Below are 25,051 nucleotides of genomic sequence, written 5' to 3'. Positions count from 1 at the left end.
GCGGTCATTGTCGCGCGGCTCGGCCCTCCTGCGCGAGCACCGCGACACCGCGGGGAGCGATCGTGACCGCGTCCGACGCACCGCGCTCGGCGGCACCGGCGAGCAGGTCACCGGCCGCAGTCACCACGACCTCCGCATCCGTGCGGTTCGCCAGGAACACGTAACGTCCGTCCTCGTGGCGGCGGACGATCACGTCGATGTCCCCGTCGGCCGCGAGCGGGTCTGCCGCGAGCGCCGGGATGTCACCGGCCAAGCGCCGCATGACGTCAGCGGCCCCCGCGCGCCCGATCGCAGCCGACACGTACGTGGCGCTCCCGGCGCCGCCGTCCTGGCCGCCTCGGCGGCGCGTGACGGCCGGGGCGCCGTCGAGGTCGCCACCGACGTACACGTCGAGCACGTCGACATCCGGCTCGACACGCGCGATGCGCTCGCTCCAGTCGCGGACGACCGCGCCCGACGCGAGGGATGCCGTCTCGCCCGGCAGCATCGGCACGAACTCCTCGATCGTGATGCCGAGCAGGTCGCGCAGCGCACCCGGGTAGCCGCCGAGCCACACCCGGTCGTTCTCGTCGACGACACCCGAGAAGTAGGTGGTCACGAGGTGCCCGCCCGCCGCGACGAAAGCGGTCAGACGCTCGCGCAGCGCCGCCGGGATGACGTGGAGCATCGGGGCGACGACGACCTCGTAGCCGGCGAGGTCGGTCGCGACGGGAACGACGTCGACGCGCACACCGAGGTCGAGGAGCGCCCGGTACCACAGCAGGGTCTCGTCGTCGTACGCGGGCGACTCGGAGGGGTGCGAGTCGCGTCCGCTGACCCACCACGACTCGTAGTCGAACACCAGCGCGACGCGGGCCCGCTCGCGCCGGCTTCCGGTGACGGGAGCGAGGTCGCGCAACTGCGACCCGAGGTCGACGACGTCTCGGAACACCCGGCTCTCGGCGCCCGCGTGCGGGACCATGCCGGAGTGGTAGCGCTCGCCCCCGGCGCGCGACTGCCGCCACTGGAAGTAGCAGACAGCGTCCGCACCGTGCCCGACATGGGTCAGGGCATCGCGCACCAGTTCGCCGGGACGCTTGGGCGGGTTCACTGCACGCCAGTTCACCGCGCTCGGCGCGTGCTCCATGAGGAACCAGGGCCGGCCGCCGGCGATGTTGCCCGTGAGGTTCGACCAGAACGACAGGTCGTCGCGCCCGAGCTCGCCGGGACGCAGGTAGTGGTCGTTCGAGACGAAGTCGACGTCGCCGACCCACGAGGGGTAATCGATGTCGCGGACGTTCTGGGCGACCATGAAGTTCGTCGTGCGCGGGATGCCCGGGGTCACCTCGGCGAGCACCGCGTTCTCGGCGCGGAGGTGGTCGCGCACGGCATCCGACGAGAAGCGCTCGAAGTCGAGCTGCTGCCCGGGGTTGCGCTGCGTCGGGGCGGCGCGCGGGGGCAGGATCTCGTCCCACTCCTCGTAGTGCTGCGACCAGAAGGCCGTGCCCCAGGCCTCGTTGAGCGCGTCGAGGGTCGTGTAACGCTCCTGCAGCCACACCCGGAACGCGCGGGCGGCGTCATCCGAGAAGTCGTAGAGGTTGTGGCAGCCGAGCTCGTTCGAGATGTGCCAGGCCACGACAGCCGGGTGGTCGGCGTAGCGCTCGGCGAGCGCACGGGTCAGCCGCAGGGCGTACTCGCGGAACACCGGCGATGTCGGCCGCCAGTGCTGCCGTGCTCCCGGCCAGAGCGTCGTCCCGTCGATCGTCTGCGGCAGGATCTCGGGGTGCAGCTTGGCGAGCCACGGCGGCGGCGACGCGGTCGCGGTGGCGAGATCGACGTCGATGCCGTTGGTGTGGAGCAGCTCGATGACCTCGTCGAGCCAGCCGAAGTCCCACTGGCCGGGGCGCGGTTCGAGCAGCGCCCACGAGAAGATGCCCAGCGAGACGATGTTGACCCCGGCCTCGCGCATCAGCCGGACGTCCTCGTCCCACACCTCGCGGGGCCACTGCTCGGGGTTGTAATCGGCGCCGTAGCGCATGCGTCCCGGGCCGAGCGCCCCGTCCTTCACCCAGCGGTATGTCGTGTCATCCGTTGCCATGCGATCAGCGTAGACCCAAACACGTGCAGATGCACGGGATTGGCGTGTTCTACGCTCGGGTCATGGCATCCGACCCCGCCCACCCTCGCGGGCCGTACGCGAAGAGCGCCGCTCGCCGCGCCGAGATCGTGGCGTCGGCGACCGTCGTGTTCGGCACCCACGGGTACCGCGGCGGGTCGCTCCGCCAGATCGCCAAGCAACTCGACCTGAGCCTGACGACCGTGATGCACCACTTCCCCACGAAGGTCTCGCTGCTGGCGGCGGTACTCGAGCAGGAGGATGCCGCCGACACCGACTTCCCCGCGCGCGCCGCGCGCGACGGGTTCATCCCGAGCGTGCTGGCGATCGTCGAACGCAACCTCGCGCGGCGCGAGCTCGTGCGCATGTTCTCGATCGTGTCGGCCGAGGCCACCCACCCCGAGCACGAGGCGCACGCGTGGCTGCTCGAGCGCTACCGCGCGGTCACCGAGACCTACGCCGCGGCCATCGCCGACGACTGCGCCCGCGGCCGCCTGGAGGCGCGAGACGACCCCCGCGCCCTCGCCGACCTCGTGATCAGCGGATGGGAAGGCATCCAGATCCGCTGGCTGACCGACGACACCGACCCGGTTGCGGCGATGCGCCTGCTGCTCGTCGGCCTGCTGCGTCCGCGCTCGGCCTGAGCCTGCCCGGCCTGAGCCGATACATTCGTCGGACCGCCGGGACTGGTGTGGCCTCGCCCGCCGTCGCAGGCGACACCAGCACCACCAGTCCGACAGCTGTATCGGCTCGCTCGGCTCTTCTCGACGATCAGCCGCGGTCGGCGATGACCTGTCCGTAGCCCTCGACGAACGTCGGGAACGTGAAGTCGATCATCGCTGCGAGGCGCGAGCCGTCGAGCACCTTGCCGCGATCCGCGTCCGGACCCGCCTCCGCGCGTGGCGGTGCGGCGACGCCGAGGCGGTCGGCGATGAACTCGACCACCTCTCCGAGGGTCGCGGGTCGCCGGTCGACCCCGTGCAACAGCGACGGCGGCGCTTCCGCGTCGAGAAGCCGCGCGAGAGCACGGACGAGGTCGACCTCGTGGATGCGGTTGGTGCGGCGATCGTAGTCGACCGCCTCGCCCGCGACGACCTGGCGGATGAGGCGTTCGCGCCCGGGACCGTAGATCCCCGCGGGCCGCACAACGATCGCGTCGAAGAGGTCGCGTGCCGCATTCTCGCCGTCGACGAGCTGTTCGCCGCGCGCGCTGGTGGGCCGGGGCTCGTCTTCCTCGTCGAGGGTGCGCTCGGGCCCCCAGCCCTCGAAGACGCGCGTCGACGACACGAAGACGGTGCGCTCGGGCGGCTTCGGAAGGGCCCGCGCGATCCGCTCGAGCGCTGTGCGGTAGAAGCCGGGGTCATCCCCCGGCGGAAGCGTCACGACCATCGCGTCGACGGCCGGCAACGCCATGTCGAGGGGCGCCGCCAGATCGGCGACGATCGGGGTGAACGCGGGACGGATGCCGGCGGCGCTCCGCCGGATCGCAACGACCTCCTGCCCCGCGTCGACCAGGCTCTCGCCGAGACGTGTAGCGACCTTGCCGGATCCGACCAGGAGCGTACGTCGAGCAGTCATGCCCCCATCCTCGCAGGGTGCGGCGGGGGCGGGGCCGAGTTCAGGGGCGCCCGGCCTCCACCGGCAGAACCCAGCGACGCCATTCCTCCTGGGGCCGATACCCCTCGGCCGCCCAGACGCTCTGGCCCAGCGCGTTGCCCTCCAACACCATCGCGTCGAGGCGAGTAGCGCCGAGTGCGCTCAGGCGGTCGTGGGCACGCGCGAGAAGGCGGCGCCCGATGCCTCGACGGCGTGCGTCGGGGTGCACCGCGAGCCGGTAGAGGTGCGCCCTCCAGCCGTCCCACCCGGAGATGAGCGAACCGACGATGCGGCCGTCGAGTACGGCGAGGTCGAGCGCGTCGGGGTCGCGCCGCAGCAGCGCCATCACCGCCCCGCGATCATCGGCGGCACGGGCGTCGTTCTCCGCCGCCTGCTCCCACAGCGCCAGGATTTCGGTCGCATCCGCCTCTGTCGCGACGCGGAAGCTCAGGGTCTCGGTGCCGGCGTCCACGGCCACAGTCTAGGCAAGGCGAGCCGCCGAGCCAGCGGCCGAGAGACGACGAAACCCCGGCGAACCGGGGCTTCTGTCATGGCGGAGACGGAGGGATTTGAACCCTCGGTCCCCTTACGGGGACTCCACCTTAGCAGGGTGGTGCACTAGGCCTGACTATGCGACGTCTCCACGGCATCCGACGCGAGACGGCGCGGATGCACCCGGCAATCATAGCCCGCTCCGACGCAGGCTCCGAATCGAGCGCCGGAAAGCCCCCGTCTCAGCGCGAGCTGACGGTGCACGTCACCTGCGCCGCGGTCTGGCCCGTGACCGACTCGGGCAGCACGACCGGCGCACCGGCCTCGGGCGCATCTGTCGCGGGCGCATCCGTGGTCGCCTCCGGGTCGGCGGGCGCCGCGGAATCCGTCGGAGCAGGGGCGGGCGGTGCCGCCTCACCGACGACCTCGGTGCCGTAGCCGTCGCTCGTCGAGCCGCTCAGCTGCACCGGCTGGTTGGCGGCGAGCGCGTCGAACAGCACCTTCGCGGCGCTCTCGACCGGCTGCACGCGCGACCCCCCGTTGACGTAGGCCGTGGGGTACTGCACGAACACGATGTCCTCGTAGGGCACGCTGCGCATGGCGAGAGCGATCTGCACCATCCGCTGCGGGCTCGACAGCGACGAGCTGAGCTTGATCTGTCCGGTGGCGACCTGGTCGACGGCCGTGGTGGCGAGGTTGAGCAGCGCGGCCGGGTTGCCGAGCACGCCGTCGGACTGCAGCTTGCGCACCATCGAACTCATGAACTGCTGCTGGTTCGAGATGCGACCGAGGTCGGAGCCGTCGCCGATCGCGTATCGCGTGCGCAGGAACTGCAACGCCTCCGTGCCCTGGAGGGTGTGGTTCCCCTTCGCGAGGCTCAGACCCGTGTGCACGTCGTTGACGTCGTCGGAGACGCAGACGTCGACCCCGCCGATAGCGTCGGACATGTTGATGACGCCGGTCCAGCGGGTCGCCGCGGCGAACTGGATGTCGATGCCCGTCAGCTCTTCGATCGTGCTGACCGAGCACGCGAGGCCGCCGTACATGTACGAGACGTTGAGCATCTGCGCGCTCATCGCTGAATACTGGGTGCCGTCCTCGCCGGTGCAGGCCGGGATGGGCACGACCATGTCGCGCGGGAACGAGATGACGGTCACTCGTCGCGGCTCGTCGCTGATGTGCACGAGCATCGTCACATCGTTGCGCTCGCCCTCGGTGTCCTTGTTCTTGCAGGCCGACGAGAGTTCGGCGTTGGCGCCCTCGCACGAGTCCGTTCCGACGACGAGCATGTTCACGCCGCCCTCGATCTCGCCGATGGTCGGGGGCAGCTGCGTGTCGTCGTCACCGATCGAAACGCCGGCGTCGGCCACGACCTGGGTGGCGTTCCACACGTAGAAGCCGCTCACGGCGACACCACTGACGACCACGACGGCGACCATGACACCGAGCACCGCGAGGATCTGCGTCAGCGGGTTCGGCGACCGCAGCTGGCCGTGCCGGGCGACGGGACGACGACGGCGCCGCGACGCCTTCGCATCGGAACGTGCGCTCACGGGTGTCCTCTCGACGGGCCGGTGAGGAGTGCGTTCGGGTGGACGCTGCTCGCGTCGTACGGACACTCCCGGGTGACCGACTCATCATAGGGACGGATGTCTGGAAAGTCCGTGAGCGCCCCGGACACGCGAGGCGGCGACGCCCCCCATTTTCAGTCGCCACCGCCTGGCGTGCTGGTCGCTCATGTGCACGCTAACGAGCCGCACGCCGCGTATGGGCCGAAGCGCCTCGAAACTGGTAGCCGCTCCCAGGGGGCGAGACCGCGATGGCGGTCAGGCGGGTTCGAGCAGACCGCGCTCGGCGACCAGCTCGGTGGCCAGCACCTTGTACCCCTGCGATTCGAAGAACACCGTGACGCGGTCGTCCTCGACGGCCATGACCGTCCCCTCGCCCCATTCGTGGTGGCGGACGACGTCGTCGACGTGGAAGGGCGCGTCCGCATGGTCGCGCCCGTCGTCCTCGCGCACGGCGCGGTCGTTCGCGGATGCCGCACACGTGTCGCAGCTCTCGCACGGCTCGACGTAGTCCTGCCCGAAATACCCGAGCAATGTCGCACGCCGGCACCGCCGGGTCTCGGCGTAGCTGCGGAGCATCTCGATACGGGACGCGTCGATGCGCTCCCGCTCCGCGGACCGCTCCAGCGCCGCGTCCACCGCGCGCTCGACCGTCATCCCCCGCCGCAGCGCCACCCCGGCACGACTCGTGCGCACCGCCCCCGCGTCGACGAGCACGGTGAGCAGAGCGGTCACGCGACGCGCCGACAGCCCACCGGCCGCCGCGAGCTCGGCGCGCGACTTCTTCGAACCGGCGATCGCCTCCACGAGCCGCGTGAGCTCGCCGCGCTTGGGAGCGGATGCCGCGAAGAAGCGTCGCAGCGACAGATCCTCGGGCCGGTAATGGAGCGTGGCCGTCGCGGGTTCGCCGTCGCGACCGGCGCGACCCAGCTCCTGGTAGTACGCGTCGATGGAATCGGGGATGTCGGCGTGGACGACGAAGCGCACGTCGGCTTTGTCGATCCCCATGCCGAAGGCCGAGGTGGCGACGACCACGTCGACCTCACCGTCGTGGAAGGCCTCGTGCACGCGGTTGCGATCCTTCGACGACAGGCCGGCGTGGTAGGCGACGGCATCGATCCCGCGCTCCTGGAGCGCCTCGGCGTACTCCTCGGCGCCGCGCCGTGTCGCGGTGTACAACAGTCCCGGCGTCGGCAGGCCGGCGACCTCGTCGAGCACCGCGTCGCGTTTGCCCGACTTGTCGGCATGACGCCTGACGTTCAACTCGATGTTCGGACGGTCGACATCCCCGACGAGGATGGCGGGGTCGTCCATGCCGAGCCGCTCAGTGATCTCCGTGCGCACGGGGCTCGTGGCCGTCGCCGTGAGCGCGAGGATCGGCGGTCGCCCCAGACGCTCGGAGACCTCACCGAGCATCAGGTAGTCGGGGCGGAAGTCATGCCCCCACGCGGCGATGCAGTGCGCCTCGTCGACGACGAGAAGTGAGACACCGGCCTCGGCGAGCTCCGCGACGACATCGTCCTTCGCGAGCTGTTCGGGCGCGAGCAGGACGTAGGAGGCCTCTCCCGACCGGATCGCGTCCCACGCCTCGCGCTGGGCCCGCGCGCCGCGGCTCGAGTTCAGGGCGACGCCGTCGGGGGCGTCGGGCGCTTCCTCGATGCGCGCGAGCTGATCCTCCTGCAGCGCGATGAGGGGCGACACGATCGCGGTGAGGCCGGGGCGGAGGGCCGCAGCCACCTGGTAGACCGCGGACTTCCCGGCGCCGGTCGCCCAGACGACCATCACGTCGCGCCCGGCCACCGCCGCCTCGATCGCATCGAGCTGTTGCGGTCGCAGCTCGTCGATGCCGAAGGACTCACGGGCGACACGGGCGATCTCGTCGGGCTGCACGTCCTCAGTCCATCGCGGAGGCCGCGACCTCGCATGCCGGTTGCGCCGGCGCCTCCGGTGTGGAAGACGCGACGCGGCCTGGCGACGCGTGCCGCTGCACGCGGTCGTACGAGGGCTGCCGCAGGGCGCGCACCCAGGGATAGACCCGGGTTCCGGGCAACACCCGTCGTCCGGCGTCGAATCGGGGCTGATCGCCCGGCCACACCTCACGATGCAGCCCCAGCAGCGCGAACGGCCGCCAGGGGCCGAGCGGCGAGGCGAACGAGAGCACGAGCCTCCAGCCGCCGGCATCCGGACCGCCGTCGACGGTCGTCGCCGACAGGAGCACGGGCCCGCGGCGCCCCCGGTACGGCAGCAGGATGCCGAAACGCGCGCGCTCGGGTCGGCGCCGGGGCAACAGGGCGTATCGGAGCGGCACCCCGCGCCCCGTCGATGCGAACTCGATGTCGGCCGCATCGGTCTCGGGCGCTGCGGGATCGCCCGGGATGCGGAGGGCGAGCCCGAAGATGTCCGGCACGGCGTCGGGGAACCCGAGCGACCGCGAGAGCCGGGCGATGACGGGTGTCTCGCCCGAGGGTGGCGGATCGTCGATCCAGGAGATGCCGGAGTGACGCACGGGTCCCACCCAGCGCAGCGTTCCGCTGAACATGGTGCCGTGCACGTGGATGGGCCGGGGCCGCCGCACGGCCAGCGACGCGGCGAAGAGCCCGCGGAGCAGCGTCCCGGCGATGCGGGCGACAGGCGCTCGACGAAGAGCAGTCATGACACGATCGAACCCGGTCCGCAGATTTCTGCGCACAGGGGTTGCGCTGACACCTCGATGCGCTATCGCGGTGATGAGACCGCTCCCACTACACTCGGGGTCGCCCTTCCGGACGCCATGTGAACAGCCCGACGCTCCCGCACCCGACGCCGCGACGCGACATCCAAGGCCTTCGGGCCCTCGCCGTCCTCGCGGTCATCGGCGCGCACGCGGTCGGGTGGCCGCGCGGCGGGTTCGTGGGCGTCGACGTGTTCTTCGTCGTCTCGGGCTTCCTCATCACCGGAGCGCTGCTGCGCGAGGTGCAGCTGACCGGCGGCATCCGCCTGGCCGCGTTCGCCGGCCGGCGCGCCCGCCGCATCCTGCCGCTCGCCGTCGTCGTGCTCGCCGCCACGACCGCGAGCGCATTCCTCGCCTTCAACCGCCCGCGGGCCGAGCAGACGCTTCTCGACGGGCTGTGGTCGGCGGGCTTCGCGGCGAACTGGCGTTTCGCCGCGGTGGGCACGGACTACTTCCATGCCGACGACGCGGTCTCGCCCCTGCAACACTTCTGGTCGCTCGCGGTCGAGGAGCAGTTCTACCTCGCGTGGCCGCTGCTGCTCCTGCTGGTGGTCTCGCTGCTGCCCGCCGCCCGGCGGCGCAGTAGGGCGGCGGCCGGTGCCGTGGCGACGCTGGCAGCGGTCGTCGTCGCTGTGTCGTTCGCCTGGGCGCTGGTGCAGAACGCGGATGCCGCCGTCCCGGCCTACTTCTCGACGCTCACCCGCGCCTGGGAGCTGGCGGCCGGGGCGCTCATCGCCGCGGCAGTGCCGCTGCTGCGACGCATCCCGCCCGTCGTCGGCGGGCTCGCGTCGTGGGCCGGTCTCGCGGGACTCGTCGCAGCGTTCGCCGTCATCGATCCCGAGGCGGGCGGGTTCCCGGCTCCGTGGGCAGCCCTCCCGGTCGCCGCGACGGCACTCGTCCTGGCCGGCGGCGTGCCGGGCGATCCGCGGCACCGGCACCTCTTCCCGCTGACGAACCCCGCGAGCGTCTTCGCCGGCGACGTGTCGTACTCGCTGTACCTGTGGCACTTCCCGGTCATCGTGTTCGCCACCGTGCTGCTGCCCGCCCGCGACGCCACGACGGCGCTCGTGCTCGCGATCACGGCCGTCCTCGCCGTCGCCTCGTACCACCTGGTCGAACGGCCCTTCCGGTTCGCGCCGTACGGGGGCTCAGCGGTACGAGGGGTGCAGGCGCCGCCCGAGGAGGTCGTGTCGGCCCCCGCGTCCGTTCCGGCTCCCGCTGCCGCGCCGATTCGGGATGCCGCACCCGCCCCGCGCGCGCTCAGCACCCGTCCCGCAGGCTGGACACCCGGGACGCGCTACTACCCGGGAGCGAGCCTGCCCGCATCCCCGAGCCCGTCGAGCCCGCCGAGCCCGGTTCCTGCGCCGCTCGAGGTCGCCGCCTCGCCCGAGACGCGCGAGCTCGCTGCGCCCCAGACTCTGGCAGGCCCCGAGCCGCATACCGTGCCCGCCGCCGCCCCCTGGGCCGCGTGGCGCGCCCGTTTCGGCCCGCCGGCTGTGCTCGCGGCATCCGGTCTCGGCATCGCCGCCCTCGCCGTCGTGCTCGTCGTCCAGAACGTGTTCGGCGGCCTCACGGCATCGCTCGTCGCCTTCCCTCCTGCGGGCGCGGCAGACGCCGCGGGCGACGCCGCCGCAGCCGACCCCGGCGACCCGGTCGCCGCCCTGCAGGCGGAGCTCGCCGAGGCCGCGACCGCGACCACGTGGCCCGAGCTGCACCCCTCCCTCGACGAGGTCATGACCCGGTCGTCGGCGAGCAACCCGGCGCGCGACTGCTTCTCACCCGACACCACTCCGACCGCGGCGGGCTGCAGCACCGGCGATCCGGACGCCCCCACGCACATCTACCTCGTCGGCGACTCGACCGCGATGGCCTACGCGCCCGCGTTCCGCAAGCTCGCCGACGACAGCGACGGCGGCATCCGCGTGACGACCGTGGGCCTCTACGGATGCCGCTTCACCGACGTCGCCGTGCAGAACGACGGCGCCGGCGTCATGACCGCGTGCCCGCAGCGGAAAGCCGACGTGCGCGCCATGATCCGCGCCGACGCGCCGACTCTCGTCGTGATGTCGAACGCGTACACGCTCGGCCACACGCCCGAGGGCGCAGACCTCTCGGCCGATGCCCTGCTCGCCGGCCAGGCGGCCGAGGCCGCCACCTACGGGATGCCCGGGCGCATCGTCCACCTGGCGCCGCCGCCCGAGGGCGCCGATCTCGGGCGCTGCTATTCCCCCGCCGCCTCGCCGTACGGATGCGCCGCAGGTGTCTCGAGCACGTGGGGCCAGATGGAATCCGCCGCCGAACGGGTGGCCGCAGCATCCGGCGACCACGCCGTGAGCTCGCTGCCTCTCACCTGCTGGGAGCTCGTGTGCCCCGCCTTCGCGGGCGACATCCCGACGCGCTACGACCGCACGCACCTGACGGTGGCGTACGCCGAGCACATCGTCCCGGCGCTGCGCGCCGAACTCGCCGCACGCGGGCTGCTCTAGCCTGCGGGCAGCCGGGGGCACACGGCTTCATCCGTTTGGATGAATTTCCCCGGGAACATGACGTTCAGCTGCCACCGACGGCACGTCCGGCAACGAGACAACATCCGCGATTCCGCCCGGCTTTCCGGTTGTCGCGGTCACCGGATCGCCCGGGCGAGGACAGGCAGGACCGATTCGCGCGTGCGGCGCGATCTCGCGGGAGGACTAGCTTGAGGTGCCCGCTCGACGTGGCTGCTCTGGGGGCGCCACCTGACGACGATCGTCGTGTCCGCGTGCATCACACCGTTCGATCTGGAGATCCGCATGACCACCACTCCGCCGCCGTTCGGCGCGCCCGAAACGCAGCCCGCCCCGTACTACCCGCCTCAGCTTGCCGGAGCGCCGACGAAGCAGCGCAACATCGTCGGCATCATCGCGCTCGCGATCTCCGCCGTCGGATTCATTTTCGCGTGCGTGCCTGGTGCGCTGATCCTTGGTTGGATCCTCCTACCTGCCGGCTTCATCGTGGGCATCGTCGCCGTCTGCCTGTCGGGGAAGACGAAGTGGCAGGGTCTGACGGCGATCATCGTCTCGGTCGTGGGAACGGTCGTCGGATTCCTCGTCTTCACCTTCGTCGTCGCAGCGGCAGTGTCCGATGCCGTCGATCAGGCAAGCGGCGGCAGCACGATCGTGAATGAGGCTCCGGCTGATGCCGCGCCGCAGGACGAGACGGTCGACGAGGCCACGAGCGACGGCCCCACCGGCACGCGCGAAGACCCGCTGCCGTTCAGCGCCTCGATCAGCAACCGCGAGTGGGATGTGACCCTCAACTCGTTCGAGCGCAACGGAAACGACGCCGTGATGGCCGGGAACCCGTTCAACACGGAACCCGGCGAGGGCACCCAGTACGTGATCCTCGACATGACGGCCACCTACAAGGGAAGCGGTGACGGGGCCTCCTCGCTCGTTCAGGTCGAGTACGTCGCCGCGGACGGCACCGTCATCTCTACCTGGGACAACTTCGTCTCCGGGGTGGAGCCCACCTTCGGCACGGCGAGCCTGCTGGCAGGGGCGTCCGACACCGGCAAGCAGGTGTACCTCGTGCCGTCGTCGCTCGACGGCCTCATCCGTGTGACGCCGGGGATCCTCGCCGACGAGGTCTACTTCCAGCTGCCGTAACCGTTGACCGACTGGCCGGGTACATCAGCGATCCCGGCCAGTCGAGCAGGGGCGATTCTGGCGGAGGGTGTGGGATTCGAACCCACGGGACATTGCTGCCCACCAGTTTTCAAGACTGGATCCTTCGGCCGCTCGGACAACCCTCCCAGCGGCGCGAACCGCTGAGCTTCGATCCTAGCCGCCCGCGACCGCGGTCAGAGCGAGCGGAGGATGGCCGCGACGCCGCCCTCCTGCACCGACACGGTCGTCTCGGACGCCTCGGCGAGCAGCTCCGTCGCGCCCTGCGCCATCGCGATCGCTCGGCCGCCGCGCTCTCGCGCCCACCGGAACATGCCGATGTCATTGCGACCGTCGCCCATGACGAGCACGTCGGCCGGCTCGATGTCGAGCCACGTGCGCACGCGCTCGAGCGCCGTGGACTTGTCGACGCCCTGCGGCGCGATGTCGAGCCAGGCCGACCAGCCCACGGCGTACGACACCTTGTTGAGCCCGATGCGATCGACGAGCTCGACGAAGTCCGAGTCGGTCTCGTCGGGAGAGACCACGACGACGCGGCACACCTCCTGCTCCGACAGCATCGCGAAGGCGACCTTGTCGGCGTCGTGGAGGTTCCAGTCGTGAAGCTCCTCGGTGTAGCGGCGGCGCCCGTCGGGCAGCTCGACCATGTACCGGGCGTGCGGGAGATGCTGGCGCAGCAGGCCGAGCACCTCGGTCGGGTCGAACGTCTCGATGAAGAAGCGCTCGTACGCGAGCACATCGGCGAAGTCGTCGTCGACCCGCTTGAGGATGACGGCGCCGTTCGAGCACACGACGTAGTCGGGGTTCAGCGCGAGCGAAGCGAGGATGCCGTGCGTGCCCTCCCACGAGCGCCCGGTCGCGAGCATCACCTCGTGGCCCGCGGCGTGGGCCTCGGCGACGGCGTCGACCACACCGGGGCTGAGCGTCTCGTCCTCCAGCAGCACGGTTCCGTCGATGTCGAGCACGATCATCAGTCGCGACGCACCGGCGACGGCCGGCATCCCCTCGGCGACGTCTTCGACGATCTCGACCGCGTCACGCGGGGCGACGACCTCGATGCCGCCCTCGTCCGGAAGCGCGTCCGGAACCGCGGTCATCCCGCCGTCGGCACCACCGGTCATGCGAGCGGCTCCGCGACCTCGAGGCCCCCCAGGTAGGGGCGCAGCACCTCGGGGATCACGACCGAGCCGTCCTCCCGCTGGTGCGTCTCGAGGAGGGCCACGATCCACCGGGTCGTGGCGAGCGTGCCGTTGAGGGTCGCCACCGGCTCGGTCTTGCCGCCGTCGGGGCGGTGACGGATGTCGAGGCGACGTGCCTGGTAGGTCGTGCAGTTCGAGGTCGATGTGAGCTCGCGGTACGCGCCCTGCGTCGGCACCCACGCCTCGATGTCGTACTTGCGCGCGGCGCTCGACCCGAGGTCACCCGCGGCGACGTCGATGACGCGGTACGACAACCCGAGGTCCTGCAGCATCCGCTCCTGCATCGCGACGAGCCGCAGGTGCTCGGCCTCCGCGTCGCCGGGCGTGGTGTAGACGAACATCTCGAGCTTGTTGAACTGGTGCACCCGGATGATGCCGCGCGTGTCCTTGCCGTACGAGCCGGCCTCGCGCCGGTAGCAGGTCGACCATCCGGCGTAACGCTTGGCGCCGCGCTCGAGGTCGAGGATCTCGTCCATGTGGTACCCGGCGAGAGGAACCTCGCTCGTGCCGACGAGGTAGGCGTCGTCTTCTTCGAGGTGGTAGACCTCGGCGGCGTGCTCGCCGAGGAACCCGGTGCCCCGCATGACCTCGGGGCGCACGAGCGTCGGCGGGATCAGCGGCGTGAACCCGGCGGCGAGCGCACGGTCGAGGCCGAGCATCATGAGCGCGATCTCGAGGCGCGCGCCGATGCCGCTGAGGAAGTAGAAGCGGCTGCCGGCGACCTTCGTGCCGCGCTCCATGTCGATCGCGCCGAGCTTCTCGCCGAGGGCGAGGTGGTCGAGCGGCTCGAAGTCGAACGAGGGCGGCTCGCCGTGCGTGCGCAGGGTGACGAAGTCGTCTTCGCCGCCAGCGGGCACGTCGTCGATGACGATGTTCTCGATGCGGGCGAGCGCGGCCTCAGCGGCCTCCTCGGCGGCGGTGACGGCCTGCTGAGCCTGCTTGACCCGTTCGCTGAGCTGCTTGGCCTCGGCGACCAGCGCCGCCTTCTCGTCCTTCGGCGCCTGTGCGACCTTCTTGCCGTGAGCGTTCTGCTCGGCACGGAGCCGTTCGAAGGTCGTGATGGCCTCCCGGCGCTCGCGATCGGCGGCGATGGCGTCATCCACGCTCTCCGACGAGTTCCCGCGCTTCACCTGCGAGAGTTTGACCAGGTCGGGCTGTTCACGGAGCAATGCGAGGTCGATCACGCGTCAAGTCTAGGGTCGCGCGCATCCGCGCAGCCGGACCAGCGCGCCCCCGTACCCGCAGCGCGCCCCGGCGCAAGAGGCAATCTCGTATCGGCGGGCGCCCCTATGGTGTAGCCATGGCGACCGAATCCGACGACACCTCCTCGCGCGAGCGTTCCGACGGTGCCACTCCCACGACCCCCGATCCCGCGCAGGCCGCGGCCCCCGACGACGTCATCCGCGAACCCGAGGACGTCGCGCCCGACACGACCGACGGCGAGACCGGCGAAGCACGCCGCGTCGGCCCCGAGGGCGAGACGGAGCCGATGGCGGGCGGATCGGAGAAGCCCAGCCCCAAGGCCGCGCTCGTCTACAACCCGATCAAGGTCGACGGCGATGCGCTGCGCGAGCAGGTTCTCCGCGCCGCCGAGGCCGCCGGGTGGGAAGAGCCGCTCTTCTACGAGACGACGGTCGACGACCTCGGCGACGACGTCACACGTCAAGCGCTCGAATCCGGCGTCAACGTCGTCCTCGTGGCGGGCGGCGACGGCACGGTGCGTGCGGTGTCGGGCGAGATGAGCGGCAGCGGCATCCCGCTCGCCATCGTCCCCAGCGGAACCGGCAACTTGCTCGCCCGCAACCTCGGACTGCCTCTCAGCGAGCCCGAGACCATGATCGAGGCGGCCTTCAGCGGCGACCGGACCGCGATCGACGTCGGCTGGGCGCGGATCACCCGCGAGAACGGCGAGGTCGAGAAGCACGCGTTCGTCGTCATGGGCGGCATGGGGCTCGACGCGGCCATGATCGCCAACACCAACCCGCAGCTGAAGAAGTCGGTCGGCTGGGTCGCCTACGTCGACGGCGCGACGCGCTCGCTCGTCAACGCCAAGCCGTTCCGCGTGGTGTACCAGCTCGACGGGCACCGCATGCACGCGGCTCGCGTGCAGAGCGTGCTCTTCGCGAACTGCGGGTCGCTGCAGGCCGGCATCGCACTCATTCCCGAGGCCTCCATCACCGACGGCCAGCTCGACGTCGTGATCATGCAGCCCAAGGGCTTCTGGGGCTGGCTGCTCGTGTGGCGCCGCGTCGCGTGGGACAACAGCTTCCTGAGGAAGTTCCGCGCCGGTCGCCGCGTCCTCGCGCTGCGGACGAAGGACAACGCGGTCGTCTACTCGCGGGGCCGCGGCGTCGCGCTCGCCCCGCAGGAGCCGCACCCCGTGCAGCTCGACGGCGACGAGTTCGGCGAGGCGAAGCACGTGCAGACCCGCATCGATCCGCGGGGCCTCATCGTCGCCGTGCCCGCCGGCCACACGCTGCCCGGCGACTGAGCCGGCCCGGCACACCCTGTCAACCGTTCGCCGTGGACCGGGCGGCCCGACAGGATGACGGGATGAGCTCGCCCTCGATCGTCTGGTTCCGCGACGACCTGCGCCTGGCCGACCACCCCGCGCTCCGAGCCGCGCTCGACCGGGGCGAACCGGTCGTCGGCCTCTACGTGCTCGACGAGGAGTCCGAGGGCATCCGCCCGCTCGGCGGCGCGGCGCGCTGGTGGCTGCACCACTCGCTCGCATCGCTCGCCGACGATCTGCGTCAACGCGGGTCGCACCTCGTGCTGCGGGGCGGAGCCGCGGCATCCGTCGTCCGCTCGCTCGTCGACGACATCGGTGCGGGCGCGGTCTACTGGAACCGCCGCTACGGCGGGCCCGAGCGCGCGGTCGACACCGAGCTGAAGGATGGCCTGCGCTCCGACGGCGTCGAGGTCGAGTCGTTCGCCGCCAACGTGCTGTTCGAGCCCTGGACGGTGAAGACCGGCAGCGGCACCCCCTTCTCGGTATTCACCCCGTTCTGGAACGCCGCACGCAACCTGCCCGCTCCGCGCGAACCGCTCCCCCGGCCCCGCGAGATCCCGGGCCTGCTCACCGCACCCGCGGGCGACGACCTCGACGACTGGGGGCTGCTGCCCACCGCTCCCGACTGGGCCGGCGGTCTGCGCGAGCGTTGGCAGCCCGGCGAAGCGGCGGCGCGTGCCCGCCTGCGCGAGTTCCTCGACGACGACCTCGGCACCTACGACGCCGCACGCGACGAGCCCAGCGCCGGGGCGACCTCGCTGCTGTCACCGCGGCTGCGCTGGGGCGAGCTGAGCCCGCACACCGTCTGGCATGCAGGTGTCGAGACCGGCGGCGGAACCGGCGCCCACGCCACGTCCGCCTCGCGCTTCCTCTCCGAGCTCGGGTGGCGCGAGTTCGCCTGGCACACGCTGTACCACTTCCCCGACCTCGCGACGAAGAACTGGCGGAGAGGCTTCGACGCCTTCCCCTGGCCGGCCCTCGACCCCGCGCACCTGACGGCGTGGGAGAAGGGCGAGACCGGGGTGCCGATGGTGGATGCCGGGATGCGCGAGCTCTGGCACACCGGATACATGCACAATCGGGTGCGGATGGTCACGGCATCCTTCCTCACCAAGAACCTGCTGATCGACTGGCGGCTGGGCGAGCAGTGGTTCTGGGACACCCTCGTCGACGCCGACGGCGCCAGCAACGCCTTCAACTGGCAATGGGTCGCCGGATCGGGGGCCGATGCGTCGCCGTACTTCCGCATCTTCAACCCGGAGCGTCAAGCCGAGAAGTTCGATCCGAAGGGGCTGTATGTCAGCCAGTGGGCCCCCGACAGCGCCGCCCGCGAGCGGATCGTCGACCTCGCCGCGACCCGCAAGGCCGCGCTGCAGGCGTACGAGGCGGTGAAGCGGGCGCGGTGAGGGCGGCGCGGTGAGGGTGGCGCGGCGACCTGGGGCCGTGAGGCGGGCGCGGGGAATGCGGACGGATGCCGCGAGGTTGAGCCGAGGGATATGTCTGATGCATCCCGCCCCGCCCTGTCCGTGCTCGACCTCGTGCCCGTGCGCACGGGACAGACCAGTGCGCAAGCGATCGCCGCATCGCTCACCGTCGCGCAGCGGGCGGACGAGCTCGGATATCGCCGTTACTGGTTCGCGGAGCACCACAACATGCCCGCCGTCGCCTCGACGACCCCGCCGGTGCTGATCGCCGCCGCGGCGGCGCGCACCTCGCGGATCCGGGTCGGCTCGGGCGGCGTCATGCTCCCCAACCACTCGCCGCTCGTCGTCGCCGAGCAGTTCGCCGCGCTCGAGGCCATCGCCCCCGGACGCGTCGACCTGGGCATCGGGCGCGCCCCCGGCAGCGATCCCGTCATCACACAGCTCCTGCGCCAGTCGGGCACGACGAGCGACGTCGACCGCTTCCCCGACAACGTCCGCGACATCCTGGCCCTCGTCACCGGCGACGGCGCGACGGTGCGGTTCACCTCGGGCGGGACGTACGACGTCCACGCGACGCCCGCGGCCACGACGACCCCGGATGTGTGGCTGCTCGGATCGAGCGACTACTCGGCGCAGCTGGCCGCCGCCCTCGGCCTGCCCTACGTGTTCGCAAATCACTTCTCGGGCGAGGGCCTCGACCGAGCGCTCGGGCTCTACCGCGACCAGTTCCGGCCGTCCGAGACGCTCGAGGCGCCGCGGACGTTCCTGACCGCGAACGCCGTCGTCGCCGACAGCGAGGCCGAGGCCGAAGCCCTCATGCTTCCCCAGGCCCGCATGATGGCGCGGCTGCGCGGAAACCGCCCGTTGGTGGCGCTCGAAACCGTCGAGGAGGCCGCGGCCGCCGAGGCATCCGATCACCTCGCCACCCCGATGCTCGACGCTCTGCGCTCGCGCTGGTTCGTCGGCACCGGGCCCGACGCGCAGGCCGCCCTCACCGCGTTCGCCGCGCAGCACGGCGTGGACGAGGTCATGATCTCGCCGGTCTCGGCCGCGCACGACGGCGAGCAGCCGGACGCCGCGCCCGCCCGCATCCGCACCCTAGAACTCCTCGCCGCCTGACCGACGCCCACCGCTCCCCCTGACCGCCCCGTCGAGTCGCCACGAACCGCGGATCCCGCACCCCCGCCACCCGCACTTTCTGGCGACTCGACCGCGCGCGGCGCCGGCCGGGGCCGGGCGCCGGGCGCCGGGCGCCGGGCGCCGGGGACGGAACCCGTGCCGGATACAGGCTGAGCACCGGCTCAAGCCGGCGGCGGGCCCGCATCACGCCGCTCAGCCTGTGCCGGTACCGGCCGACCAGCTTCCCGAGCTCGCCGGCACCGCTGGACTCCGCGCACGGCCGCCGCTGGGCGGGTCCGTGGTCCGAAGGTGCCGGACACAGGCGGAGCCGGACACAGGCTGAGATCCGGCTCACGCCGCCCATACACCCCTGCGGCCGCGCTCAGCCTGTTCGCGGCACACAGCGCTCAGCTTCCCCAGCCCACCGCAGCAGACGGGGCGTGTCAGGCCTCGGGCTCGCCGGAGATCAGGGCACGCAGCCAGTCGCGCGCCTCGACGAAGACGTCGTCGGAGTACCGCTGCGGGTACCGCACGATAGCCCGGTCGGCGCGCGGGTACGACCCGAGGAACAGCACCTTCGGGCTGAATCGCCGCACGCCCATGAGAGCGTCGGCCATGCGCTCGTCGGCCACGTGCCCGTCGGCGTCGATGACGAACCGGTACCGGCCGAGCGCGTCACCGATCGGCCGCGACTCGATGAGCGAGAGGTTGATGCCGCGGGTCGAGAACTGCTCGAGCAGCTCGAGCAGTGCACCCGGGTGGTCATCGGGCAGCTCCGCAATGAGCGAGGTCTTGTCGGCCCCGGTCGGCGACGGCGGGGCGACGGTGCGGCTCACGAGGACGAACCGGGTGACGGCGTGCTCGTTGTCGCCGATGTCGGATGCCAGCAGCTCGAGGTCGTGATGCTCGAGGATGCCGGGAGGCGCGATCGCCGCATCGGCGTCGCTGACCCCGTCGAGCAGTCCCACCGCAGCGGCCACGTTGCTCGCGGCCGGCAGATGGGCGTGCTCGGGCCGAGCCTTCAGCAGCCACTGCAGGCACTGCGCGTAGGCGACGGGATGCGCGGCGATGAGCGAGACGTCCTCGATCCGCGTGCCGGGGCGCGCCACGAGCACGAAGTTCACGGGCACGAGGTACTCGCCGACGATCCGCAGGCCCGGCATCGTGGCCAGCGCGTCCTGCGCCGTCGAGACCCCGCCGTCGACGGAGTTCTCGATCGCGATCATCGCGGCGTCCGAGCGTCCGTCCACGACGTCCGCGAGGGCTTCGCCGACGTTGCGCACCGAGCGCCAGATCTGGTCGCGCGCCTCGGGCACCTGCGCGAGGGCGGCCTCGGTGAATGTCCCCGCCGGCCCGAGATAGCTGTAGGTGCGGCGGGCGGGCTGGTCGTCGTGCTCGGGCGTCACGCAATGAGCCTAGACCGGCGCACCCGTGGCACGCGCACCGTCGTCACCAGCACGCCGACCACGAGCACGGCCCCGCCGACGATCTCGGCGGGGGCGGGGATCTGTCCGAGCAGAGCCGCGGCGGCCGCCATCGCCACGACCGGTGCCAGCAGCACCCAGGGAACGACGGCCGCCGAGGGGTTGCGCGCCAGCAGGCCGTTGAAGATGGCGTAGCCGACGAGGGTGCACAGCCCCGCGGTGTAGATGGTCGAGACGAGGGCGCGGATGCCGAAGCCGGCGAGCCCGGCGCCGATCGCCTCGGGCCCCTCGAAGATCATTGCCAGCCCGAGCGCGGGCACCGGCACGACGAGGGCGGACCAGACGGTGAGCGAGAGCGCCCCGAGCGGTCCGCGGCCCGTGACGACGCCCGCTCGACGCGCGATCACGTTGCCGACGGCCCACGACAGTGCGGCGCCGAGCGCGAGCACGACCGCGAGGGCGGGGGCGTCTCCCCCGCGGCCGGCGGCCACGGTGGCGAGTCCGGCGATGCCGAGGCCGACGCCGATCACCTGTCCCGGCGTGGGGCGTTCTCGCAGTGCTCCGGCCGCGATGACGACGGTGAACACCGCCTGCGCCTGCATCAGCAGAGCCGCGAGCCCCGGCTGGAGCCCGAGGGAGAGGGCGAGGTACAGCAGCGCGAACTGGCCGAGGCTCATGAAGAGCCCGACCCCGACGATCGCCGTCCAGCGGGCCCGGGGAGGCGGCACGACGATCGCGAAGACGGCGACGGCCGCGAACCGGATCGCCACGAAGAGCAGAGGCGGGATGCCAGCCATGCCCCAATCGATGACGAGGAAGTTGAATCCCCAGAGGGTCGCCACCGTGGCTGCCAGGATCATGTCGCGTCGGTTCACGAGGCTCAGTCCACCGCGCGGGATAATGAACGACAAGCGATGTTTTCTCGACTCGAATCAGTAGCATTGCTTCATGATCGATCTGGATGCCGTGCACTCGTTGCGGACCGTCGCGCGGGAAGGCAGTGTCGCGGCCGCGGCATCCGCCCTGGGATTCACGCCCTCGGCGGTGTCGCAGCAGATCAAGCGACTCGAACGCGAGACCGGGGTCGCGCTGCTCGAGCGCGTCGGCCGCGGTGTCGCGCTCACATCGGCCGGCACGCAGCTCGTCGTCGGGTCGACACCGATCCTCGCCGACCTCGAGCGGCTGCGCGCCGATCTGCACGCCGGCGCCCTCGCGGGCGACGACGGCCGCGTCACCGGCGAGCTGCGGATCGCGGCCTTCTCGACCGTGGTGCGCGGCATGCTCGCCGCCGTGCTCGTCGAGCTGGCCGCCGATCACCCCGACCTGCGCCTCCCCGTCCGCGAGAGCGAGCCGTGGGAGACCGTGGCGCTCGTGGCGTCGGGGCAGCGCGACCTCGGCATCGTCCACCAGTGGGGCGGCGTCGCCCTCGCGATCCCCGAGAACGTCGTCGTCACGCCGTTGTTCACCGACGTCGCCGACGTCATCCTCCACCGCGATCACCCGCTCGCGGGGCGCGACGTCGTGCACCCTGCCGACCTGGCGGACGAGCGCTGGGTCGCCACCTTCGACACGACCATCTGCCGGCAGTGGCTGAGACGGCTGTTCGACGGCATCGGCGGAGCACCGCGGGTGCTCTACGAATCGATGGAGTTCGAGAACCACATCGAGCTCGCCCGCACCGGTGCCGTCGTCGCGCTCGTGCCGCGCCTCGGTCGCGGCGACCTGGGGCCCGATCTCGTCGCGGTGCCGACGGCAGCGCCCGCGTCGACGCGCGACATCGCCGCCGTCCACCGGCGCTCGCAGGCCGACTCCCCGGCGTTGCGCGCGGTCCTCGCCGCGCTGCTCACCGCGGCGAACGCGCACGACCGACCGTGAGTGCCGTGTCAATCCGCCACCGCCGAGCCCGGAAGCGGGCAGACTAAGCATCATGAGCCGTGCAGGAGCGCCCGCAGAAGCATCCGACCTCATCGACATCGATGAGCTGATCGCCGCCTACTACGACCGGAAGCCGGATGCCGCGGTCCCCGGGCAGCGCGTGGCGTTCGGCACGAGCGGGCACCGGGGTTCGTCGCTGTCGACGAGCTTCAACGAAGACCACATCCTCGCTACGACCCAGGCCATCGTCGATTACCGGCGCGCGCAGGGCATCGAGGGGCCGCTCTTCCTCGGGCGCGACACGCACGGGCTGTCCCTTCCCGCCGAGCGCAGCGCCATCGAGGTTCTCGTCGCGAACGGCGTCGACGTCCGCATCGACTCCCGCGACTCGTGGGTGCCGACACCCGCGCTCAGCCACGCGATCCTGACGTACAACCGCGGTCGCGCGCTCGATGACGCAGGCCGCGCCGACGGCATCGTCGTGACGCCCTCGCACAACCCGCCGCGCGACGGCGGCTTCAAGTACAACCCCCCGCACGGCGGGCCCGCCGACACCGATGCGACTTCGTGGATCGCCGACCGCGCGAACGAGCTGATCGCCGCAGGCCTCGAGGGCGTACACCGCACGCGCCATGCCGACATCGACCTCGACACGCTCGGCCAGTACGACTTCCGCGACGCCTACGTGCGCGACCTCGCCACGATCATCGACCTCGACGCCATCAAAGCGTCGGGCGTGCGCATCGGGGCCGACCCGCTCGGCGGCGCCTCGGTGGAGTACTGGGCGCTCATCGCCGAGGTCTACGGCCTCGATCTCACGGTCGTGAACCCCGAGGTCGACCCGACCTGGAAGTTCATGACGCTCGACTGGGACGAGAAGATCCGCATGGATCCGTCGTCGCCGTCGGCGATGGCCGCGCTTGTCGCCCGTCGCGACGAGTACGACATCCTCACCGGGAACGACGCCGACGCCGACCGTCACGGCATCGTGACGCCCGACGCGGGCCTGATGAACCCGAACCATTTCCTCGCCGTCGCGATCGACTATCTGTTCGCGAACCGTCCGGGATGGCCGACGGATGCCGCGGTCGGCAAGACACTCGTGTCGTCGATGATCATCGATCGTGTGGCCGAGTCGCTCGGCCGCGCGCTGCTCGAGGTGCCCGTCGGGTTCAAGTGGTTCGTGCCGGGCCTGCTCGACGGTTCGGTCGCCTTCGGCGGCGAAGAGTCGGCGGGGGCCTCGTTCCTCCGCAAGGACGGCAGCGTGTGGACGACCGACAAGGACGGCATCCTGCTGTGCCTGCTCGCCGCCGAGATCCTGGCCGTCACCGGCAAGACCCCCTCGCAGCGGTACGCCGAGCTCGAAGCGCAGTTCGGCTCGTCGGCCTACCAGCGTGTCGACGCCCCGGCCACGCCCGAGCAGAAGGCCGCCCTCGGCAAGCTCTCGGGCGACGCCGTGACGGCCACCGAGCTGGCGGGCGAGCCCATCACGGCGAAGCTCTCGCACGCCCCGGGCAACGGCGCCGCGATCGGCGGTCTCAAGGTGCAGACCGAGCATGCGTGGTTCGCCGCGCGCCCGTCGGGCACCGAGGACGTCTACAAGCTCTACGCCGAGAGCCTGCGCGGCCCGGAGCACCTCGCCGAGGTGCAGGCCGAGGCCCGCGCCGTGGTCGCGGCCGCGCTCGGCGCCTGATCCCCGCTGGGCATCCTCGCATCACCCCCAATGCACGGCTGAGCGCCGAGTGCACGACCTTCGAGCGTGAGTAGGCCGTGCACGCGCGGCGAAGCCGTGCGCTCGGGCGATGCCGCGGTCAGCGACGCCGGGATGCCGAACGCGGCGGCGCCGCGCGCAGGTGCGCCGTCACGCTGCGAAGGATGCGCGCGAGGTCGGCGGCATCCGCATCCGATAGCGGCGCGAACAGCAGCCGATGCACGGTCTCGATGTGACCGGGGAACACGGCGGCCAGAACGTCGCGCCCCGCACCCGTCAGCGCGACCACGGTGCTGCGCTCGTCCTCCGGAGACGGTGACCGCGTGACGTATCCGCGCTGCTCGAGCAGCGTGGCCTGGTAGGTCAGCCCGCTGCGGCTGTACACCACGCCGTCGGCGAGATCGGTCATGCGCAGGGTGCCGCCCGGGGCGTCGTTCAACCGTGCCAGCAGCTGGAACTGCACGTAGCTCAGGCCGCCGGCATCCTTCAGCTGCGCCTCGACGGCGGGACGCAGCAGGCTGCCCACCTCCGTGAAGGCGAGGTAGGCCTCGAGCTGCGTCGACGTCAGGGAGCGTGGCGCGTTGGTCATGGTCTCGATCTTACCCATTGCTTCACATTCGAAGCAGTGCTACGTTCTCCGTATCGCTTCGAATTCGAAGCAATTCAGCAAAGGATCGCATCATGAATGCAGTGCAGTTCTCTCAGACCGGTGGCCCCGAGGTTCTCGAGATCGTCGACATCGACCGCCCCGAGCCGGCCGCGGGGCAGGTCCGTATCCGGGTCGCCGCGTCGGCGTACAACGCGGCGGACGGCGGGATGCGCGCGGGCTTCCTCCCCATCCCGATCGATCTGCCCCACGTGCCCGGGTACGACGTCTCGGGGCGCGTCGACGCGGTCGGTACGGGTGTGACCGGCCTCACGGTGGGCGACGCGGTGGTCGCGTTCCTCCCGATGGAGCACGACGGCGGGGCGGCGGAGTTCGTGCTGGCCCCCGCCGACGCCGTGGCCGCCGCGCCCACGAGCATTCCCCTCGCCGATGCCGCCGCGCTGCCCTCCGTCGCGCTGACCGCGTGGCAGGCCCTCGTCGACGACGGTCGCCTCGAGTCGGGCCAGCGGGTGCTGATCGTCGGCGCCGGCGGTGTCGTCGGAAAGTACGCCGTCCAGCTCGCCAAGCGCGCCGGCATACACGTCATCGCCACCGCGAGCCCCCGCAGCCTCGACGCCGTCCGCGCGGCCGGAGCCGACCAGATCATCGATCACACCGCGACCGACGTGCTGGGCGCGATCGACGGACCGGTCGACGTGCTGCTGAACCTCGCCCCGATCGAACCCGAGCTTTTCGAGACCTATGTCGGGGCCGTCGCGGACGGCGGCGCGGTCGTCAGCACGACGGCGTTCATGGCCACCCCGGGCGACGAGGGGCGCGGCGTCCGCGCCGCGACGGTGTTCGTCCGCCGCGATCGCGACCGGCTCGCCGAGCTGGTCCGCCTGGTCGACGAGGGCGCCCTCACCGTCGAGGTCACGCGGCGCGTCCCCCTGGCTGAGCTCCCCGCGCTGCACGCCGAGGCGGCTGAGAGCGGCATCGCGGGCAAGGTCATCGTCGTCCTCTGAGCGACGTCATCCTCGCATCACCCCCAATGCACGGCCGAGCGCCGAGTGCACGA

Annotated in this window: 20 protein-coding genes and 2 tRNA genes; 9 read left to right on the top strand and 13 right to left on the bottom strand. The window is 71.6% G+C overall.

The features are described from left to right. Nucleotides 1-4: 4 nt before the first annotated feature. The gene (locus tag QUC20_RS02995; protein ID WP_289330906.1) at nucleotides 5-2,077 is read right to left on the bottom strand and encodes a beta-galactosidase; all 2,073 of its coding nucleotides are present in this window, start codon (nucleotides 2,075-2,077) and stop codon (nucleotides 5-7) included. Between the two features lie 62 nt (nucleotides 2,078-2,139). On the opposite strand from QUC20_RS02995, the gene QUC20_RS02990 reads away from it, so the two are divergent. Beyond that, the gene (locus tag QUC20_RS02990) at nucleotides 2,140-2,739 is read left to right on the top strand and encodes a TetR/AcrR family transcriptional regulator (protein ID WP_289330905.1); all 600 of its coding nucleotides are present in this window, start codon (nucleotides 2,140-2,142) and stop codon (nucleotides 2,737-2,739) included. A gap of 127 nt (nucleotides 2,740-2,866) precedes the next feature. Here QUC20_RS02990 and QUC20_RS02985 read toward each other — a convergent pair whose 3' ends face one another. The 6 genes from QUC20_RS02985 to QUC20_RS02960 form a co-directional block, all read right to left on the bottom strand. Beyond that, complete coding sequence (locus QUC20_RS02985) at nucleotides 2,867-3,673, bottom strand: sugar nucleotide-binding protein (protein ID WP_289330904.1); 807 nt, start codon at nucleotides 3,671-3,673, stop codon at nucleotides 2,867-2,869. Nucleotides 3,674-3,713: 40 nt separating this feature from the next. Continuing rightward, the gene (locus tag QUC20_RS02980) at nucleotides 3,714-4,163 is read right to left on the bottom strand and encodes a GNAT family N-acetyltransferase (RefSeq protein ID WP_289330903.1); all 450 of its coding nucleotides are present in this window, start codon (nucleotides 4,161-4,163) and stop codon (nucleotides 3,714-3,716) included. A 79-nt stretch (nucleotides 4,164-4,242) separates the two neighbouring features. Continuing rightward, nucleotides 4,243-4,334, bottom strand: a tRNA-Ser gene (locus QUC20_RS02975). 91 nt (nucleotides 4,335-4,425) lie between these two features. Then, nucleotides 4,426-5,736, bottom strand: coding sequence for an LCP family protein (locus QUC20_RS02970; protein WP_259455244.1), 1,311 nt, complete (start codon nucleotides 5,734-5,736; stop codon nucleotides 4,426-4,428). 273 nt (nucleotides 5,737-6,009) lie between these two features. Beyond that, nucleotides 6,010-7,641, bottom strand: a complete 1,632-nt coding sequence (locus QUC20_RS02965; protein ID WP_289330902.1) for a RecQ family ATP-dependent DNA helicase — start codon at nucleotides 7,639-7,641, stop codon at nucleotides 6,010-6,012. A gap of 4 nt (nucleotides 7,642-7,645) precedes the next feature. Continuing rightward, nucleotides 7,646-8,404: a hypothetical protein gene (locus QUC20_RS02960; RefSeq protein ID WP_289330901.1), complete on the bottom strand. Its 759-nt coding sequence runs from the start codon at nucleotides 8,402-8,404 to the stop codon at nucleotides 7,646-7,648. 119 nt (nucleotides 8,405-8,523) lie between these two features. On the opposite strand from QUC20_RS02960, the gene QUC20_RS02955 reads away from it, so the two are divergent. Continuing rightward, nucleotides 8,524-10,947: an acyltransferase family protein gene (locus QUC20_RS02955; protein ID WP_289330900.1), complete on the top strand. Its 2,424-nt coding sequence runs from the start codon at nucleotides 8,524-8,526 to the stop codon at nucleotides 10,945-10,947. A 303-nt stretch (nucleotides 10,948-11,250) separates the two neighbouring features. Next, nucleotides 11,251-12,105: a DUF308 domain-containing protein gene (locus tag QUC20_RS02950; protein ID WP_289330899.1), complete on the top strand. Its 855-nt coding sequence runs from the start codon at nucleotides 11,251-11,253 to the stop codon at nucleotides 12,103-12,105. A 58-nt stretch (nucleotides 12,106-12,163) separates the two neighbouring features. On the opposite strand, the gene QUC20_RS02945 is transcribed toward QUC20_RS02950, so the two are convergent. The 3 genes from QUC20_RS02945 to serS all read right to left on the bottom strand — a co-directional run bounded on the left by QUC20_RS02945 (nucleotide 12,164) and on the right by serS (nucleotide 14,506). Further along, nucleotides 12,164-12,251, bottom strand: a tRNA-Ser gene (locus tag QUC20_RS02945). 48 nt (nucleotides 12,252-12,299) lie between these two features. Beyond that, complete coding sequence (locus QUC20_RS02940) at nucleotides 12,300-13,244, bottom strand: HAD family hydrolase (RefSeq protein WP_289330898.1); 945 nt, start codon at nucleotides 13,242-13,244, stop codon at nucleotides 12,300-12,302. Next, complete coding sequence (gene serS, locus QUC20_RS02935; protein ID WP_289330897.1) at nucleotides 13,241-14,506, bottom strand: serine--tRNA ligase; 1,266 nt, start codon at nucleotides 14,504-14,506, stop codon at nucleotides 13,241-13,243. Before serS ends, QUC20_RS02940 begins: the two co-directional genes overlap by 4 nt. Before the next feature lie 116 nt (nucleotides 14,507-14,622). On the opposite strand from serS, the gene QUC20_RS02930 reads away from it, so the two are divergent. The 3 genes from QUC20_RS02930 (at nucleotide 14,623) to QUC20_RS02920 (ending at nucleotide 18,377) form a co-directional block, all read left to right on the top strand. Further along, nucleotides 14,623-15,813, top strand: a complete 1,191-nt coding sequence (locus QUC20_RS02930; protein WP_353105715.1) for a diacylglycerol/lipid kinase family protein — start codon at nucleotides 14,623-14,625, stop codon at nucleotides 15,811-15,813. A 62-nt stretch (nucleotides 15,814-15,875) separates the two neighbouring features. After that, entirely contained in the window at nucleotides 15,876-17,240 is a 1,365-nt protein-coding gene (locus QUC20_RS02925) for a cryptochrome/photolyase family protein (protein WP_289330896.1), read from the top strand. Between the two features lie 90 nt (nucleotides 17,241-17,330). Beyond that, on the top strand, nucleotides 17,331-18,377 hold the full coding sequence (locus tag QUC20_RS02920) for an LLM class flavin-dependent oxidoreductase (protein ID WP_120263446.1): 1,047 nt from the start codon (nucleotides 17,331-17,333) through the stop codon (nucleotides 18,375-18,377). Nucleotides 18,378-18,820: 443 nt separating this feature from the next. On the opposite strand, the gene pheA is transcribed toward QUC20_RS02920, so the two are convergent. Then, entirely contained in the window at nucleotides 18,821-19,783 is a 963-nt protein-coding gene (gene pheA / locus QUC20_RS02915; protein WP_120263447.1) for a prephenate dehydratase, read from the bottom strand. Further along, on the bottom strand, nucleotides 19,780-20,676 hold the full coding sequence (locus QUC20_RS02910) for an EamA family transporter (RefSeq protein ID WP_289330895.1): 897 nt from the start codon (nucleotides 20,674-20,676) through the stop codon (nucleotides 19,780-19,782). The genes pheA and QUC20_RS02910 overlap by 4 nt, the downstream gene beginning before the upstream one ends. A 73-nt stretch (nucleotides 20,677-20,749) precedes the next feature. Here QUC20_RS02910 and QUC20_RS02905 point away from each other — a divergent pair, with 73 nt between their 5' ends. Continuing rightward, the gene (locus QUC20_RS02905) at nucleotides 20,750-21,676 is read left to right on the top strand and encodes a LysR family transcriptional regulator (protein ID WP_289330894.1); all 927 of its coding nucleotides are present in this window, start codon (nucleotides 20,750-20,752) and stop codon (nucleotides 21,674-21,676) included. Nucleotides 21,677-21,728: 52 nt separating this feature from the next. Further along, nucleotides 21,729-23,369 (top strand): phosphoglucomutase (alpha-D-glucose-1,6-bisphosphate-dependent), encoded by a 1,641-nt coding sequence (gene pgm / locus QUC20_RS02900; RefSeq protein ID WP_289330893.1) that lies wholly within the window; start codon nucleotides 21,729-21,731, stop codon nucleotides 23,367-23,369. A 118-nt stretch (nucleotides 23,370-23,487) separates the two neighbouring features. On the opposite strand, the gene QUC20_RS02895 is transcribed toward pgm, so the two are convergent. Then, entirely contained in the window at nucleotides 23,488-23,976 is a 489-nt protein-coding gene (locus QUC20_RS02895) for a MarR family winged helix-turn-helix transcriptional regulator (RefSeq protein WP_120263450.1), read from the bottom strand. A gap of 92 nt (nucleotides 23,977-24,068) precedes the next feature. Between QUC20_RS02895 and QUC20_RS02890 the strand changes: the two genes are divergently transcribed. Next, a complete protein-coding gene (locus QUC20_RS02890) occupies nucleotides 24,069-24,998 on the top strand; it encodes an NADP-dependent oxidoreductase (RefSeq protein ID WP_289330892.1) in 930 nt (309 codons plus the stop codon). Nucleotides 24,999-25,051: the final 53 nt, after the last annotated feature.

Source organism: Microbacterium arborescens (assembly GCF_030369635.1).
GTDB lineage: Bacteria > Actinomycetota > Actinomycetes > Actinomycetales > Microbacteriaceae > Microbacterium.
The sequence above is the reverse complement of the archived record's forward strand: the minus strand, read 5'-3'. Positions and strand labels throughout refer to the sequence as shown.